The organism is Paenibacillus dendritiformis, assembly GCF_945605565.1.
GTDB classification, from domain to species: domain Bacteria; phylum Bacillota; class Bacilli; order Paenibacillales; family Paenibacillaceae; genus Paenibacillus_B; species Paenibacillus_B dendritiformis_A.
Map to the genome: position 1 here is coordinate 80,228 of NZ_OX216966.1, position 17,265 is coordinate 97,492.

General features: G+C 40.0%; 20 protein-coding genes. All 20 read right to left on the reverse strand.

What is annotated here, in order from left to right; genetic code table 11:
• The gene (locus tag NNL35_RS00310; protein ID WP_006674776.1) at window positions 1-1,428 is read right to left on the reverse strand and encodes a CDP-glycerol glycerophosphotransferase family protein; all 1,428 of its coding nucleotides are present in this window, start codon (window positions 1,426-1,428) and stop codon (window positions 1-3) included.
• An 81-nt stretch (window positions 1,429-1,509) separates the two neighbouring features.
• Window positions 1,510-2,547 (reverse strand): HAD family hydrolase, encoded by a 1,038-nt coding sequence (locus tag NNL35_RS00315; protein ID WP_006674777.1) that lies wholly within the window; start codon window positions 2,545-2,547, stop codon window positions 1,510-1,512.
• Between the two features lie 21 nt (window positions 2,548-2,568).
• Window positions 2,569-3,507: an ATP-grasp domain-containing protein gene (locus tag NNL35_RS00320; RefSeq protein ID WP_006674778.1), complete on the reverse strand. Its 939-nt coding sequence runs from the start codon at window positions 3,505-3,507 to the stop codon at window positions 2,569-2,571.
• A 6-nt stretch (window positions 3,508-3,513) separates the two neighbouring features.
• Window positions 3,514-3,930, reverse strand: a complete 417-nt coding sequence (locus NNL35_RS00325) for an FAD synthase family protein (RefSeq protein WP_006674779.1) — start codon at window positions 3,928-3,930, stop codon at window positions 3,514-3,516.
• Window positions 3,927-5,462 (reverse strand): asparagine synthase (glutamine-hydrolyzing), encoded by a 1,536-nt coding sequence (asnB, locus tag NNL35_RS00330; protein WP_006674780.1) that lies wholly within the window; start codon window positions 5,460-5,462, stop codon window positions 3,927-3,929. The genes NNL35_RS00325 and asnB overlap by 4 nt, the downstream gene beginning before the upstream one ends.
• A gap of 37 nt (window positions 5,463-5,499) precedes the next feature.
• Entirely contained in the window at window positions 5,500-6,519 is a 1,020-nt protein-coding gene (locus NNL35_RS00335) for an SDR family NAD(P)-dependent oxidoreductase (RefSeq protein WP_006674781.1), read from the reverse strand.
• Window positions 6,512-8,395 carry a motility associated factor glycosyltransferase family protein gene (locus tag NNL35_RS00340; protein WP_006674782.1) on the reverse strand — a complete coding sequence of 628 codons (1,884 nt, stop codon included), beginning with the start codon at window positions 8,393-8,395 and terminating at the stop codon, window positions 6,512-6,514. The genes NNL35_RS00335 and NNL35_RS00340 overlap by 8 nt, the downstream gene beginning before the upstream one ends.
• Before the next feature lie 5 nt (window positions 8,396-8,400).
• A complete protein-coding gene (locus NNL35_RS00345) occupies window positions 8,401-9,000 on the reverse strand; it encodes a hypothetical protein (RefSeq protein WP_238535255.1) in 600 nt (199 codons plus the stop codon).
• 137 nt (window positions 9,001-9,137) lie between these two features.
• Window positions 9,138-9,953, reverse strand: coding sequence for a flagellin N-terminal helical domain-containing protein (locus NNL35_RS00350; protein WP_006674784.1), 816 nt, complete (start codon window positions 9,951-9,953; stop codon window positions 9,138-9,140).
• Window positions 9,954-10,057: 104 nt separating this feature from the next.
• The gene (locus NNL35_RS00355; RefSeq protein WP_006674785.1) at window positions 10,058-10,432 is read right to left on the reverse strand and encodes a hypothetical protein; all 375 of its coding nucleotides are present in this window, start codon (window positions 10,430-10,432) and stop codon (window positions 10,058-10,060) included.
• Window positions 10,425-10,826: a flagellar export chaperone FliS gene (gene fliS, locus NNL35_RS00360; protein WP_006674786.1), complete on the reverse strand. Its 402-nt coding sequence runs from the start codon at window positions 10,824-10,826 to the stop codon at window positions 10,425-10,427. The genes NNL35_RS00355 and fliS overlap by 8 nt, the downstream gene beginning before the upstream one ends.
• Before the next feature lie 20 nt (window positions 10,827-10,846).
• The gene (gene fliD / locus NNL35_RS00365) at window positions 10,847-12,298 is read right to left on the reverse strand and encodes a flagellar filament capping protein FliD (RefSeq protein ID WP_006674787.1); all 1,452 of its coding nucleotides are present in this window, start codon (window positions 12,296-12,298) and stop codon (window positions 10,847-10,849) included.
• A gap of 18 nt (window positions 12,299-12,316) precedes the next feature.
• Complete coding sequence (locus tag NNL35_RS00370; protein WP_006674788.1) at window positions 12,317-12,700, reverse strand: flagellar protein FlaG; 384 nt, start codon at window positions 12,698-12,700, stop codon at window positions 12,317-12,319.
• Window positions 12,701-12,766: 66 nt separating this feature from the next.
• Window positions 12,767-13,015: a carbon storage regulator CsrA gene (gene csrA / locus NNL35_RS00375; protein ID WP_006674789.1), complete on the reverse strand. Its 249-nt coding sequence runs from the start codon at window positions 13,013-13,015 to the stop codon at window positions 12,767-12,769.
• 1 nt (window position 13,016) lies between these two features.
• Window positions 13,017-13,466: a flagellar assembly protein FliW gene (fliW, locus tag NNL35_RS00380; protein ID WP_006674790.1), complete on the reverse strand. Its 450-nt coding sequence runs from the start codon at window positions 13,464-13,466 to the stop codon at window positions 13,017-13,019.
• Window positions 13,463-13,864: a DUF6470 family protein gene (locus tag NNL35_RS00385; protein WP_006674791.1), complete on the reverse strand. Its 402-nt coding sequence runs from the start codon at window positions 13,862-13,864 to the stop codon at window positions 13,463-13,465. The genes fliW and NNL35_RS00385 overlap by 4 nt, the downstream gene beginning before the upstream one ends.
• Window positions 13,865-13,885: 21 nt before the next feature.
• On the reverse strand, window positions 13,886-14,800 hold the full coding sequence (flgL, locus tag NNL35_RS00390) for a flagellar hook-associated protein FlgL (RefSeq protein ID WP_006674792.1): 915 nt from the start codon (window positions 14,798-14,800) through the stop codon (window positions 13,886-13,888).
• Window positions 14,801-14,842: 42 nt separating this feature from the next.
• A complete protein-coding gene (flgK, locus tag NNL35_RS00395; RefSeq protein ID WP_006674793.1) occupies window positions 14,843-16,411 on the reverse strand; it encodes a flagellar hook-associated protein FlgK in 1,569 nt (522 codons plus the stop codon).
• A gap of 27 nt (window positions 16,412-16,438) precedes the next feature.
• Window positions 16,439-16,939: a flagellar protein FlgN gene (locus tag NNL35_RS00400; protein WP_040729666.1), complete on the reverse strand. Its 501-nt coding sequence runs from the start codon at window positions 16,937-16,939 to the stop codon at window positions 16,439-16,441.
• 14 nt (window positions 16,940-16,953) lie between these two features.
• Window positions 16,954-17,229, reverse strand: a complete 276-nt coding sequence (gene flgM, locus NNL35_RS00405; RefSeq protein WP_006674795.1) for a flagellar biosynthesis anti-sigma factor FlgM — start codon at window positions 17,227-17,229, stop codon at window positions 16,954-16,956.
• Between the last annotated feature and the right edge of the window lie 36 nt (window positions 17,230-17,265).

Below are 17,265 nucleotides of genomic sequence, written 5' to 3' on the forward strand. Positions count from 1 at the left end.
TTAAGCACGCCCATTTTCCAGAATTTTTTCAATCATATTCCATACCCTTCTGCTTGAATCTCCATCTTGATAAGTGTGAACCAAATCTCGTATCATCTTTCTTTGTTGAAAATTTTTATTCGGGTTGTTTTTTGCATCCATTATTGCTCTAAAAAAATCACTTAGTGTAATAGCGTGATCTCCTGGCGTCCAAAAAGAGTATGGTTCAAGAAGAAAACCACGACTTTGATTGTATTCTTCCAAGTCAGTAGGAGTAAAAATAATAGGCCTATCTAGTAACAAGTAGTCAAAATATACCGAAGAATAATCGGTAATAAGAGCATCGAACGCATTCAAAGTCTCATACATGTCTAATTGGGACTCTTCAAGCATTTTGTTCGAGACTAAGAATACTCTCCCCCCCAGCATTTCTTTTACTAACTCCGAGAATCTTTCTTCTTCTACCGTATGTAGCTTTAACACAAGTGTGATATTATTTTTTTCCAAAAAATCAAAAAAAAGACTTTCGTTAAAATCAGGAAAATCAAACAACTGGCTCCATGGACGTTTTCCTTCACAAAGCTCTTTAGTAGAATACGATTTTCTCACTCTATAAGTTGGCATATAACATATTTTGAATGAATCTTCTTTCATCTCAGGTAGTAATCTCTTTAAATGTTTGAGTCCCTCACTATGATACAGATGATCGTTTCTTGGCATTCCTGTTATATGAAACTGATCTATTGTTGTAGGAAAACATGCATTCAAAATAGTAGTAAATAAGGGGGAATATGAAGCTATCCCATGTGCATATTTCCAATTTTCAAATGGACCTGTGTCTTCTGGATTACGATTACGATCCATCCGAAACATCCCTTTTATAGGAAAACCATGCCACAATTCAATATTTATTTTATTGGTTCTTACCGACGTATTACGATGTGTATTTACGACTACATCACTATTCTCATCATCGACCTCATTTTGCGCTAATAGATTAATTTTAAATTTATCTTGAACATCTATTGGAGTATAATGAGCAAGAGCTTTACAATTGCACCCAGAATTGTTAACAGAAATCAACGATATCTTATTTATAATTCTATTGTTATCTTTGTAATACAATAAACTCCCAAGTATCTTCTCGTATCTTTGCTCGTGCTGTTTAAGTAACATTTCATAATAAATCGGAATGATCTTCTCTGCCTGGATATCCAAGTCTAGTAATTGAGAGTAAATTGTAGTTAGAAATTGACTTGCTATAATTATGTAATCATACGATAGTAGTGATATATCATTCGGATCATATATTAATTTCTCATAAAAATATTTTCCTACTTTATCACTATTGTTATCCAAAAAAGCAACAATATTAGTTTGATTTTTATCTAATTGGTTCACAAACATTTCTGCACTATGACCAGTACCAAAGATAATGATATCAACCATTTTATTACACCTCTATTCACATTATTTTAAGAGTGTATCTAACGTCAACGAAGTAGTTACTTTTGCTAGTTTCCTACCTTACTATCCATGAATCAAATGCTCTATTGCACAAACCTCAAACGTTGGTATACCCAATTTTTTTTGGACTTCTAAACGTTCCTTGAACGCATCATCTATGAAAATACTATCTTGAGGATCTATATACCGATACTTTTCCTCATCATCTTTAAGCCAAATTATTGAACTGAATAAGTTAATTAACTTAAATTTTTCCAAATATTTGTATATATCTCCTCTATGTTTTGAAATTAGATGAACCTTAATTCCATTGTTTATACACTGATAAATATAAGTGATAGCCTGTAAGTTCACTTTATTTGAAATAACTAATGTATCGTCCAAATCTATATATATTTGTTTATACGATAACTCAACATTTATCTTATATTCTAAGAAGGATACACCCTCAATAGTGAATTTTTGATCATTAATATAAATCGGATTACCGGATTTTTGATACAAACTTAACAGTGGAAGGTTAACTCCTAAACCCACCCATAAACTTATTCCTTTAGACCATTTTGAATTAATGCTTAGTAAATCATTATTACAAGAGAGCTGAATATTCCAATAACCAATATAGCCATACTTATCAATCATTGTTTTCAATATCTTTTCCATATTATCCGAAATTGGGATAGGTCTTATTTTTCCATTATCATTACGAAATGCACCCTTAAAAATAACATGTTTTTCTTCATTCGAAAAACAATCAATAGTTACGCTCCCTGTGTACTCAATCTTATCAGTAAATAAAATTGTTGGTTCAGAATTGATTAAAATTCCCCCAAAAATATCTTCATTCTTCTTAAAAAAGAGTTTTGAATAATCGTCTGAGCAGTAGATGTAGTCAATCTTGTTATCCTTTAAATATGATTTCCATCTCTTAATATATTTCATTTTTTCCGGTTTTTTACTTGAAGCTATATCAAATTTCTCTATTGAAAGGTTTTCGTCTCTAAATATTTTTACATGTACTGATTTATATAAAGCTCTATAAACTTCAAATGACTCTGAATTTCCCCAAGGGTAAATCAAAACATTTTTCCTAATAGACATAAAAAGGAATCCTCTCAAATACTATGTTTTAATAAAATAGGCTTCATCGTATCGAAGCATTTTCAAACCATCAGTAAATGGAGATATGCTCTCGTTTTCAATATAGCCTGAATCACTTATAAATTCTGCATATGGGATGCCTGCTTCAATTGAGAGTGGAACTCCTCCACCGAATCTTGGGTTTATTTCAATGAAATAAAATCTTCCTGTTTGGTGACATTTAATGCCTTGAATAGTTACAGGACCAAAAAAGTTACCCAACTTTAAGAGATTTAATGTTTCATTTTGAATAATTTCATCATAGCATGTTAAACTTTTACTGACTTCTCCTGCCCGTACCTCTATTCTTAAACGTGGAACAATTGAAAGTACTTTATTAAAATGTGATACATATGCATCAATTGAATATTCCTGACCTGAAATAAACTCTTGAATTATTGGGGACTTTACTTTCTTTACATTTTCATCAATAGCAGCTTTTCCGCAGGCAAAGTATACGTCTTTACTTCCCATTCCTTTTCGAGGTTTAATAACCCATTTTCCCTCTAATAAATGTTTATTAGAACTAGGTAAAATGGTTCTTGGAGTAAGAATTCCATTTGACCTAAACCACTTATATAACGCATATTTATCCAATACTGTTTGTAGAGTATTAACATCTGAAACTATAACTTTCACACCTATTTCTAAAAACTCATTTTTATTAATTGAAAGAAGTTCTAACTCAGGCTCATAAAGTGGTACAAGATATGATACCTTCTCCTCAATGCAAATGTGCATCAAACGCTCAATATAGCCTTCACTCGGAAATCTGGGCATTTGATAACTCTTATCCACCACAAATCTCGCCGCCGACTCTCCAATGTTACTATCTACCCCGACAACCCTAAATCCATTATTTACAAAATACCGTAAAAGCTGAACCCTTCTTCCCATTGCTGTAAATAGAATAGTCTTCACAAAGAGTCACCCGTTTCTTAATTTAAGTAATGTTTCATTTAACAAGGTAGACGATGTTCCCTTTGTATATGGAAAATAAATTATCTTGACCCCGACCTCACCAAATTGCTTTTCATATTCTTTCCACTTCTCATTCTGATACCAATCGTCTCCTACAAACATAATATCGTATTTCACTTTTTCCCAAAGTTCGAACTTATTCATCGAGTCTTGTGGAATTACGGCATCAACGCAACGAATATTTCTTACTATCTCCATTCGCTCATTGAATGGAATTACAGATTTTTTGTGTTTGTAGGAAACTAACTCATCTGTAGTAACACCAACAATTAAACGATCACATAACGCTTTCGCATTTTTGAGTAAATTAAGATGGCCAATATGAAACATATCAAATACTCCAGAAGTATAACCTATTATCATAATGTCCCCCTAAGAAGAGTTAAATTATAATTAAACCATTTCTCATAAGGAGTTCTTCCTTCTACTCCATCTGGAAGTATCTGAGAAACAGGCACAGGAAACCCTATTTTTCTTCGGCCAATTATTTCGGGGTGAATCATATTTCTAAAAACCCGCTTTAATGGGGCTTTAATAATTCCTTCACTCATCTTATAATTAATACTAACTCCAGCTAGTCTCTCAACCAATCTATAGTCAAGGAAAGGAGAACGAACTTCGACTGAATTTAACATTGAAGCACTGTCTAATCTTCTCAGTAATCCTCTTAAATGTGCCTCCTGAAAAAATGAACTTACAATCGTCAGTGGTGTTTTATAGTGAGAATAAGGCTTCAGTGCATCCTCTATGATTTCAATGTCTTCCTCTGACCCATAAGAATACAATTCAGAGAATTGTTTAACATCCCAATTTCTTTTTTCACTTGCCCATCTAAATATTCTATCATAACCAAAAAACAGTTCATCTGCTCCTTCACCGCTCAAAATCACCTTATTGGTACTACTTGCAACTGATGTCATCTGGTATAAAAGGACTTCGTTTGGAACAGAAATGACGTCTTTTTTTCTCTGAATAATCTCACTACATAATAGTAGGAATTGCTCAGCCTCCATAATTAAAGGATGATGACTTGTTCCTATTTGATTAGCAGCGATTTGTGACCACTCAAACTCATTAGATTGTTCAAAGCCAATTGTCCAAGTATGTTCGGGTTTAGCTAGTGCTGTAACTATAGTACTGTCTAATCCGCCACTCAAGAAACTGCCAATTGAAACATCTGCTCTATTTCTATATTGAACCGAAGAGTTAATTAAATAGAATAACTCATCGTCAGTAGGTGGTAGTTTTTCTGAATAATCTACTTCCCAATACTTATTTATTTGTTTGTAATAATAATGTCCCGGTGGGAACTCTTTTACTTTATTGAAAGTTGTTCTTCCGTTAAAAAAATTTCTTAGGCACTTGTACTGCCTAATTGCAATAGGATCTAGTGTATAATCTTGAATAATAGTCAGAATTGGGTGAATTTCGGAACTAAAAATGTAGCCTTGTTCATCATGGTAATAATAAAGTGGCTTTACCCCAAGCCTATCTCTTGCAACAAAAAATTCATTTTTAACTGTATCAATAATTACAAAACTAAACATTCCATTTAACCAATGAAGCATTTTCATTCCGTGCCTAATATATAACTCTAATAGTAATTCTGTATCTGAATTCGTTCTCATTCTAATTTGATGTTCTTTAGCCAATTCCTTGTAATTGTATATTTCCCCATTATAAATAATCACATATCTGTTATCAGAAGAGTGGAAGGGCTGATTACTTCTTGCATCTAAATCAACGATGCTTAATCTATTATGTCCATATTTATAAATATTGTATGATTCATAGCACAAAGAGGCGTCTGGACCTCTGTGTATCATTTTACTGAGTGCATTTTGAAAGCTCTGCTTTGATACTCTCTCAATATTTGTAAATAGAATCCCGCACATATCCTCACCTTTATTTATTATACGACTTAGTTTATACTTAATTAATGCTTAGTAAATTATTCGTCTGTAATATTTTTTTAATATCTTTTTTGGAGATAGATGGAATAGCATCAGAGCTGTAACTTCCTTTCTTTGCCCTTACTGCACCAGTATAATTATTCTTTTTTAAATAAGGACTAGGAATGATGAACATCTCTGGAATTTCTAAAGCAAGGGCCGCTTCTTCTTTTGACACTAGTTCCTCATACATCTTCTCTCCTGCTCTTACACCTATCTCCTCTATTATCACATCTGATTGTGAAAAACATAGCGCAGTACTGACTTCTTGTATAAGTACCTCAGCTAGATCAAGAATGTTTATCACGGGCATTTTCAAAACAAATACTTCTCCCCCTAGAGCCAACTCCATAGCACGAAGCATAAGTCGTACCGCTTGATCTAATGTCATCATAAATCGGCTCATCTCTTTACTAGTTAACGTTATCTTTCTATACTCTCTGATTTGCTTTACAAACAATGGAATTACTGAACCTCTCGAGCCCATTACATTTCCAAATCTCACTGCAGCAAACACTGTTTCTTTTGTACCCGCTTGATATTGTGCAGCCGATATAAGCCTCTCTGCCATTAACTTAGATGCACCGTAAGTATTGGTAGGGGCTATTGCTTTATCGGTGCTTGTGAATATTACCTTAGATACACCACACTCCAAGGACGCCTGAATCACATTCTGGGTGCCAATAATGTTTGTTTGGACCGCTTCAAAAGGATTATATTCGCAGGCAGGAACATGTTTCATTGCAGCAGCATGGAAGACATAGTCTATATCTTCCATCGCTCGAACAACACGTGGATAATCCCTTACATCTCCGATCAGATAACGAATATTGCTATATTCTTTATATTCTTGTTGTAACTTAAATTGTTTATATTCATCTCGGCTAAAAACTCGAATGACAGCTGGACTACAGGCCAACAAACGCTCCAAAAGCCCTGTACCTATAGTTCCTGTTCCGCCAATAATCAAAATCTTTTTACCGCTAAAAAAATTATGCATACGAGTTCTCTGCTCCATTCGCAATCTTGTCTACACGTCTAATCGCTTCTTTAATGCATTGCTCTGCAAACGGAATGAATTCCGAAATACTTACAACGAATTTTCCCAGGTGTTCAACAATAAGTTTGGATTTTTTGAACTCATTGCCTTCATTAATAATATCAGGAACATAACGCATATATAGCGACATTGGTGTCTTTAATGCAAATGATATATATGCCATAAAGCTTTTATTTCTAGTCACTTGATCCCATTGTTTGTTTAATTTGAATAATAATTTTCTGCACTTCTCATATTGGCCAGGATGTAAATCCTCAAGTTCGGATATTAAATTTATAATATTTTGTGTCTTTTTATTTAGGACATCAAGTACCTTCAGCTCACTTTTCAATCTTGCTCCGACTTGATTAATCAATTTCTCACTACGAGCAGGAATTGCATTAATAAGTTTTTTGAACCAATCTTTCTCTCGATCTGTTAATTTACAAAGCTCCTCTTGGCATTCCTGCATTGACCTAAAAATGGTATTCTTTATAACAGCACCCTTGCTTGATGTATTAATAAACTCTATGTCCGGATATATTGACAATAGGAGTTCTAAATCTCTTAAAGTTACTAACATGTTTTTTGTAGTTCGATTTTTGCCACCAGAGACGTTGGAGATCCATTCATCAGCAGCTATAATTGTTTTCTTTTTAGCTTCTTCTGAAATATGCCTAACGCCTTCTGAATAATACTTATTATCAGGATATGACAAATCTTGGCCAGCTAAAAAGATTTTCTTGCATCCTAAGAAAGCTGCAAACTGGATACAGGTTCCTGTAACTGAACCTGTAGAAATAAATGATGGTTCAGGTTCTTCATCATTATTTGAGAGTAAATATGGAGTTAATTCCTCGTGATTTACTCTTACAGATAAAATCCATTTATGATTTTGTTCAACAATCCCATGATGAATCGCTGTTGCAAATAACAACGGAATATGGGTGGTATCTACATTTTGAAAGACCCTTAGGTTAGGTTTTCCACCATCCATTGAAACGACAATGTGTGGTTCAATGCCATAATGCAATAAAGCCTGCACACTCGATCCAGCAGCAATAATAAGTGCCTTAGAAGTAAGTTTTCTGATGTATTCAATGTCTTCCGTTAATGAGGGACCCGATCCTACAATAAAAGCAGGGACATCGTTGCAAGCTTTTTCTAATGAGGCTATGGATTTTGAAGTTAGCACTTTATCAAGATTGTACATAATATTTTGAAACCAAGCCTTCTCAAAAACATATTGTGTAATAATGTTAGACCGATATTGTAATATCATTTGTTTAGACATAGAATGAAATTTGTGAATTGTTTCATTATACAATTGCTTATAGAACGGGATAGTTACTTCTTCGAAGTTATCAGTTACTGTACTCGAAATCGATTCAAGAAGCTTCGCCATTACGTAATCATCTTCTCCTACAGCCAAAGTAATAACGCTAGGATGATTTAAGATGCTTGTCATATCACGTAACTCGAGTGCCAAATGCAGTAACTGAATATCTGGCTCATAAATATAATACTTTTTCATTGGATAGTTATTCAGCAAAAGTTGGAAATGATAACCTAACCCTAACCCGAGAACTAGTACGTGGTTTGAATCATTCAATTTACCTTCAACAGACTGTAACCAACCTGAAGCTTCCCTTAGCGGATTATACAAGCTATGTAAAGCGACAATCCTTTCATTTTTATGAACTTCAACATTTGGGCTCCCGTCACGAGATAAAATCTTGCGATATATATCACCATCTACTGTGTTTGCCTCCAGCATTTTAACTACTTGAGGAAAATGCCTACTTAGGACCTTTTTATTTGATAAAAGATATTCCAATACGCTCACTCCTTTTCCAATTCATTAATCCAACCTTCCAGTATAGGAACTAGCTCGTATTGGAGAAGGTCCGATACGCTAACGTAATTATTCCAACTTAATTCGTAATGGAATTTTTCAACAAAAGATTCTATGTTTTTATACATTTGCTCAAGAGAGTACCGTATTTGGCTTGCTTCATTTACTTTTTCACTGATTACATAAGCAAACTCCAAAGCGCTCACAATCCATTGTAGAGAATCGATTACGGGTGTAATCAGTGATCCTATATCATTTATTTCTTCTGCATATAATCTTTCTGAAATTCCAGGGAGTTCATTTACCACTCTCGGTAAATATGTTCTCAAATCCTCAAGCGTAATTGTAAAACATTCTTTCTTTGTATGTGTAACTATATATATTTCATTAATACTTTGGTAATTCTCCAATATGATTGATTCATAATCGCTATAATACTTATCGCCATCAATTTCAACATAATAGATTAGACGATCGGCTTCTAATATAGGTATCGTTCTTGAGACCCAAAAATCATTGACTTCTTTCGCAGACTGAAACTCCTTTTCCTCCCAAGTCCCATCAACACTGATCTTCAAAAAAATCACACCCTTGTGTTTATAACTACTATGATTTATATCGGTCATTTCCTGACATTATTAAATAGGTCCTCTATTAGTTCCTTAGCTCTATTTAAATAGAAAAAACCTCGCTTAAAATAAGCGAGGTTTTAACCTTAAAGGAATTAACCTAACAACTTGAGTACGCTTTGTGGCGCAGAGTTTGCTTGCGCCAGCATAGCTGTACCGGCTTGAACCAGGATTTGGTTCCGAGTGAAATCTGTCATTTCTTTCGCCATATCAGCATTGCGAATACGGGACTCGGAAGCAGACAGGTTCTCTGCCGTTACACCCAGGTTATTGATTGTGTGCTCCAGGCGATTTTGAACCGCACCGAACGATGCGCGTTGCTCAGATACCTGATTAATAGCCGCTTCAATTTTTGCTAAGGCTGAGCTTGCATTAGTCTGTGTACCAATCGAAAGACCATTAAGTTTTAGTGCGTTAGTATCCATCTTAGCCAAATCAGCTGTAAGAACATTATCTTTTGTCACACCAATTTGGAAGCTGACTTTTCCAGTTTTGCTTAGTAGCTCAATACCATTGAATTTTGTGGAACTTGCAATGTTATCGATCTCTGCTAGCAACGCATCCACTTCTTTTTGCGTGTTTTCACGGTCTTTTTCATCATAAGTACCTGTAGCGGATTGGTTAGCCAACGTGTTCAAGCGCTGCAACATAGAGTGTACTTCTGTCAAAGCACCCTCAGCCGTTTGAATCAGGGAGATACCGTCTTGCGCATTGCGCATTGCTTGGTTCATTCCGCCAATTTGGAAACGCATTTTCTCAGAGATAGCGAGACCTGCCGCATCGTCTGCCGCACGGTTAATGCGGAAACCGGAAGACAATTTTTCCATTGTCTTTCCCATTGCTGTGTTGTTCATGCCCAGGTTGCGGTGCGCATTGATTGCGCCCACGTTCGTGTTAATAAACATCGACATTCTTCATCATCCTCCATGATTTCATTATGGGGCCACTTCCTTGCGGCCTACTATATATATCGAACTTTACTATTCTTTTTTTTATAGCTAGGATAAAAGTGGTTTTATTTTTTTTCATCAAAATAATAAGCAACTTGATCCACTCTTCCCATGCCTTGATAGGCATTCATAATCGTCTTGCTTTGGCGGACACCTTGGACTTGGGAGCCCAGTTGACTTATTTGTCTTTCTATGCGATCGATTATGGACTGGTAGAGCACCTGCAGCGTCTGACAACGTACAGCTTCCTGGTTTCTTTCTTCCTTAGTAAGTACTCCTGCATCGGCAGATGAGATAGATTCCTTCAGTTGATCCCACTTCTCCACAAAAAGAAGGAAAGTCGAATCCTGCCATTCATGATCCTTTATCTCAAGGATATATTGTTGGCATAAGTCGATCATCTCATCATAGGTAGCAATTCTTTTCCGAATATCATGCATAATTTTGACCCGCCGTAACATCTTTGCCGATCGTTTCCCAAGCGTCTTTGATGGATTGAATCACGATTTTAGCTTCCGCTAGCGGCTGTGCAGATTTTTGGATATTAGATTGAACTAGTTGGTCAATCACATACAAATACAGATTTTTTAGATTTTGGGCTACTTCCCCGCCTTCGCGTTCATTCAAGCAAGCAATCAATTCATAGATGATATCCTGTACCTTCAGAATATGCTGGTGAGCCAACAAGGGATTGCCTTCTGCGAGCGCAGTTTCCGCCTGATTCATATACTTTAGCGCCCCATAGTACAGCATAAGGATCAATTTATGCGGGGAAGCTGTTTCATATTTATTTTTTTGGTAGGCTTGATAACCGGCGGTCATATTCGTGTACATCTATTCATCCCCTTAACCCGCTAGCTTTGCTGAGACAAACCTTTGATTTGACTGGTCAACCAAGACTGTTCGTTTTTCAATTTGGTCAGAGCCACTTCCATGGTTGTAAATTGTCTCTTTAATTGCTGTTCTTTCAATGTAAGACGATCTTCCATTTTGCTCATCGATTCCGTGATAAAAGAGATTTCAGAATCATAGCCATTTACGCGGGATTGCAAAATTCCGTTGGCCTTGCTTGTCCAAGTACGAAGCTCTTCACTTAGTATTGTAGCGATTCCCTGCTTCTTTTTTCCCGAACTGTCGGTCTCATCTGCATTAAACATAGCTATCACTTTTTCTGGATCACGTTCCAGGGCTTCTTTAAACTTCTTTTCATCAAAAACGATCTGCCCCGTCATATCGGCCCCTTTTTTATCCTTATCGATTTCGATACCAAGGTCAGCCAATGTACCCAAGCCCGCAATATTGCTTGACATCCAACTGCCTAGTTCCATGTCCAATTGGCGTAATGTCGCATCGCCCTGAAGCGTTGTTTTTCGATATGGTGTTTTATCATCCTTTGGTTTTTCTTCTGGCTTGGCCATGCCATCCCGAATCACCTTGCGAACTTCGTTAAATGCATCCACGAATCCTTTAACCTTCTCAAGGACCTTGTCAGAGTCTTGTCCTACCGTGATCATAGCCGAAGAAGATTCTTTTTGAAGCTGCAATGTAACGCCATCAATGACGCCTTTAACCTCATTAGAGGAGCTGGTAACGGACAAGCCATTTACCTTCAGTTCTGCATTCTGTGCAGCTTGAATCTCCTGGAAATTACCGCCGGATAATAGTCCTAGATCGTTTAAAATGCTGCCACTTCCTGTGATCCCGATTCCGGATGAACCTCCGCTCCCTTGATGAAGCGCATTTTCTACTCCAGTTTTCACCGAAGTTAGTACTAGCGTCTTCTTTCCTGGGGATGTCTCTACCAATGAAGCAGATACGGTTTTACTATTCTTATTAATATCATTTTTGAGATTTTCGAGCATCTCTCCATACGTTTTGCCTTTCAGCGTAACCGTAACTTCAGTCCCATCTGGCTGACTAAAAGAAATCGTTTGGTTTTCAAGAGAAGAGGAATCATCTGTTGAATTGAACTCATTCGCCTTAATAACGTGCGACTTTGCCAGCTTATCTACAGTTACCTGATAGTTCCCAGTTACAGCATTATCGGAGCCGATAGCTTTTACGGCCTGCTCATCCGAGCTTTTGGTCGATGTCAGCTTGAAGTTCGCGTTCAACGTTAAATCAGCAGCTTTATCACGCAGTGTAGACAGTTTGGTATTTAAGTTGCGGAAATAGGACTGAAATCCTGAAAAGTCATTTTTTTTCTGCTCCAGGTTATTATAGGGGATTCTCTCCAACATCATTAATTTTTCAATCATCATCCCGGTATCCAATCCGGAAGCAAGACCGCCAATACTAAATCCCATTGTTGCTACCACCTTTCTTTATACTTTTTTATCCAAAAACAAGCCGATAAGCTCTTTCATCTTGACCGACAAATCTATCAAAAATTCTGGAGGCAAACTGGCTATGACTTCCTTCGTTTTCTTATCGATTACTTCGACATATAATTCCTTAGCGTCATCGTGGTATTTGAAATGAATCTCTTTGCCGGAGCTGGCAATCGACTCATTTAACTCCTCCACCTTTTTTTGCAGATCCTGCTTATCTTCGATGCTCATATTTATGTAATCCAAGGTGGCTCCAGTTTGAGGAGAAGCTGACTCCCCGTGCATTTCCTTGTTAAGCACATTTTTCAAGGATTGAATGGTTGACCGATGAACCTGTAAGTCTAAACCCGCGGTGTCTGTACGATGAATGCTGCTCATCTTTACCCACCTCACTATTCCAACACGGCTATTTTTCCTTGCATTGAGGCTGCTTTACCATAATTCTCATTTTTTAAATTTCTTTAAAATCTCTATCATATTGATATCCTCTTTCTCGTTGGCTCCCTTAATGGTCTCGAAAGCGGAAGTATTCTCTTGTACAATGCTCTCATACAATTCCTTCCGCATAATTTGCACATTTTTCGGAGCAACAAAACCAAGCTTGACATACTCTCCCTCCACGCCAAGCACGCGAACTTCAATCTCGTCGCCGATCATGACCGTCTCGCCGATTTTTCGCTTCAGCACCAGCATCCTATTCTCCCCTTCCTTGAATAAAATGCCGGACGGGAAGATTAGAATCTGTGATGATATACTGGCAGCCCTTCTGTGTTATCGGCGAGAAGAGGACGGGAGCTCGTAAATTCACGCTAATCGCATCGTTAATGATATTAACGACAAGCATGGTTATCACTTCTTCAGGCGTTTGAACCCCTAGAGCTTCCACGGTATCTTGGTCGATAGGAAAGCTGTAGTTCTGAACATATTCCGCCGGAATTAAGATAAAGCTTCGTTCCTCGCCTACTGCATGGAGAATATAGAAAACAGAGTCGTCATATGGCATTAGAGCATATTGGGCAATCGCTTGAAACCCGATCATGCCTTTGACGAACTCGTAGATCTGATGAGGTTCAGGATGGAGATCTCCATAATTCGAACTATGGATCATAACATTTGATGCGACTGAGTCATTGGTTGATGTCATTCCCGAACAACACCTTTCGTTTGCACTTCAATTTCCGGCGGATAAACCCGAATATCGATGGCTACGCTTTGGGAAGGAAGCGCATAGAGCTGCACTTCCTTTTGTCCTTTTTGCATATAGCGCTCGAATGCGATCTGCCCGAAGGTCGTCTTCGACTTGGCAATATTGCCAAGCCGATCGCCTTCTTGCGCCTTCTGTTGCGTAGCCTGGACAGCCGCTTGTATCGCCTCGTTTTTCCGCTCGTTGGCCGCCACAGAAGGCCGCTGCAGCCCCAGTTCGTCCCATACCGGCTGCCAATCCGCATCCATCTCGACGGGACGCTGTCGAACCGTCAGTTCAGCCGGCTCATAACGGAAGGAATGTGATTGAATCTGCCTAGTGATTTCCGATATATTCATTGGGACTCAACCCTTCTCCGATTAACGAATAAAGTCAATTAGCGAGACCTGCATAATCCGCGCCCCGGTAGCCAGCGCTGCCTGCATAACATTTTCTTGCGTCTTCAAGGCGATAATCGAACCCGGCATATCGACATCGGCAACTTGCCCGCGTTCCGTCTTCAAGCTGACTTTATCATCCGCGAGACGGTTCTCCATCAACTCGAAGCGGTTCATGCGGGCTCCAATCTCAGCCCACTGCGTGTTGATGCGGTCGGAGGAGGCGTCGATCCGATCCAACCCATTTAATAGCACATCAATATCATTATTCTCTGCAGCCTTTATCATATCGTCCATCATTTGAAAGATATTATCATTATCTTTATCAATTGGTTTCGTCGTATCGACTGCCTTGCCAAATATCAATTCCCCCGTAATACTTACCGGAACGGTTACCGCTGGGCTTACATTCAACCGGTAAATCCCTTCATCCGTCGTCTCCGTCGCTGCTCCTGTGCTCGTATAAGGTGGAATATCGGTCTTTTGCCCGTTGAATAGATAACGGCCGTTATAGGAGCTGTTCCCGATCATGACAAGCTGCTCCTTGAGCTGCTTCAGTTCCGCAGCATTGGCTACACGGGCATCATCCGGCGTCGTCCCTGTCGATCCTTGCTGCACCAGCGTGCGCACCCGCTTCAGCACATCGCTTGTCTGCTGCATCAAGGAATCCATTGTCCGCAGCATTCCCGTTCCCATCTGCGCATTCGCGGTAAACTCATCATTGCGGTTCAGTTCGCTGTCATACCGCATCTGATAGCCGATGCCGACCGGATCATCGCCTGGGCGATGAATACGCTGACCGGAAGATAGTTTATTATTGAGATCAATCGCATTGCTGTTCATATATCGCATATTGCGAAGCAGCTGCGTATTCTGCATAGCACTCGTTACGCGCATCCTTGTTCCTCCTTTAATAACCTGACTGGCATTTATCTACCGTTAACGGCCAACGACACCCATCTGATTGATCACCCGATCCAGCATCTCATCCACCGTGGTCATGTTCCGAGCCGCCGCATTATACGCATGCTGGAAACGAATCATGTCCGCCATCTCTTCGTCCAACGACACGCCGCTCACCGATTGCCGGCGGAATTGCACGGAATCGACCATATCACTCTGCACCTTGACATTTCGTTCCGCGTTCGTTGCCCGTGTTCCCAAATCACCCATAATCGCACGGTAATAATCGTCTACGGAGCCAGTAGATAGCGACGTCATATCAGCCGGATAATTGAATGATTTGTCGCGAAGCGAGGCCAATGCATGCGCTATCACGCTGTTTCCTTTGACTGTAACGTTCTGCCCGTTGACAGTGTCATATCGGCCGGAAGCGGCAATATTGCTGACGTTATTCACGATATCGACATTGACCTGGATATTGCTGAGGGAGAATTCGCCGCCATCCGTCGTCGTGAAGAATGGAATGCCCGACTTGGCAGGGTCTGACAACGTATAACCCAGGCTGTGCAAGCCGTTAAATCCGTTCACTTGCACCGTTGCGGGTCCCTTCAAGATGGAGCCTGTCGGAATCGTGCCGCCTGCCGGGATTGTCGTCCCGTTCTCCAGTTCTACTGCGCTCTTGGCAATAAGCGGCGAAGCAGCCACATAGCCAGCTGCCAGCTCGACATCTACCGACCCGGTTACCATCGTTCTAACCATCGCATTCATCTGATTGCGCACCCGATCGACTTCAGCAAGCGATTGCGAGTAGCCATGAAGTTGTCCTGCCGTAGCGGCTGCATCCGCCGTAATCGGCGTCGACTCTCCATTCTCAACGACATTAATTCCGCCCGCTAGGATGGTTATATCTCCTCCCTCTCCATCGGTCACCTGCACATCAATGATGGTGGAGAGTTGGTCAATCAACAAGTCGCGCTGATCCCGGAAATCGTTGGCATTATCCCCCATGCCTTCCACGCGCTTAATCGTATCCGTCAAGCTTGCTATATTCGTAATGATATCGTTGGCTTCATTTACTTTGATGTTGATGCTGGATTGAATATCGTTCTCCAGCTTGGTCAGCGACTCATCGATATGCTTCAGCATATTGGTGAAGTTAGAGGCCGCACCGACCACTTCGACGCGCGCACTGAGCAGAGAGGGGTCGCGATTGAGGACTTCCCAGGAGTTCCAGAACTTATCCATGACGCTTCGCAAACCATTATCCGACGGTTCATTGAAAAAACCTTCAATCGAACGGATCGTATTATCGATAATACTCCACGAACCAAGCGTCTCGTTCTCTCTGCGGAATTGAAGATCGAGGAAGCTGTCGCGGATACGGGTAATGCTGTCGTACTGCACGCCAGTACCCAGCTGCCCCGGTGCTACGCTGTTATACATTCCCGGCATCGCCAACGGCCGGGTAGCAGAGGCATTCACCCGCTGCCGCGTATAACCGTCCGTGGAAGCATTGGCGATGTTATGTCCCAAAGTCTGCATCATTGTCGATTGGACGAACAAGGACCGCTTGCTCGTCTCCAGTCCGTGAAAGGTTGATCTCATCTTCGTTCGTTCCCTTCCTTCATTCGTCTATGCACGCGTATCCATCATGCCGGGTCTGCTATATTGAGGAGCAGCTTGCTCCGGACGGCGGTACAGCATGTCTTGATCGGAATAATCTATATGCAAATTAAGCTGATATTCGATAAAATGAATGGACTGCTGAATGAGCGTCTGGTTATGGTCATTGATGAACTTCAACTGTTCCAGGACCGTCCGGATACGTTCTTGGACGGCGAGCATCTCTTGCCGCTCATTAGCTTCGAAAATCAACTTTGTAATCTCGGTCACCGTAAGCTTCAACTGCGATTTAATCCCCTTCGACTGCAGGAACGACTGCACCGCCTCTTCCCGCTCCTGTTCCAGGGAAGCAAGCTGCTTCAAGCATTTCGATTCCTGTTGGGACAGCTTGACCAGGTTATCGATGTCATTCTGAATAATCACCTGAGTCTTGGCTTCCCCGATACGGACGAGCTCTGAATAGATATCCTCCATGCGGCTCAATAATTCCACAATTGGCGCTGCGCTCACATTCGTTCCTCCGCTCATTCAGTTTCTTTGCGAAACAGGGGAAGCAGCTTCTCCGCAATCTTGTCGGCAGCGACATGATACGTCCCTGTCTGTACGGCCTGCTTCAGTTCGGCAATGCGCTCCTGGCGGGCCGGATTGTTTACCCGGTTTTGCGCGTCCAGCATTTCCTTCGCTTCGGTCGATATCGTCAGTTCATCCTTGCGGGATGATTTCTGAGAGATTCTCTCGGCCGACTGCTGCTTCTGATAATATTGGATCGCTCCGACGCGCTGCGTTTCATTAATCTTCATCATTACACCTCGTTTCACACGGCAGACGGCCGTTCA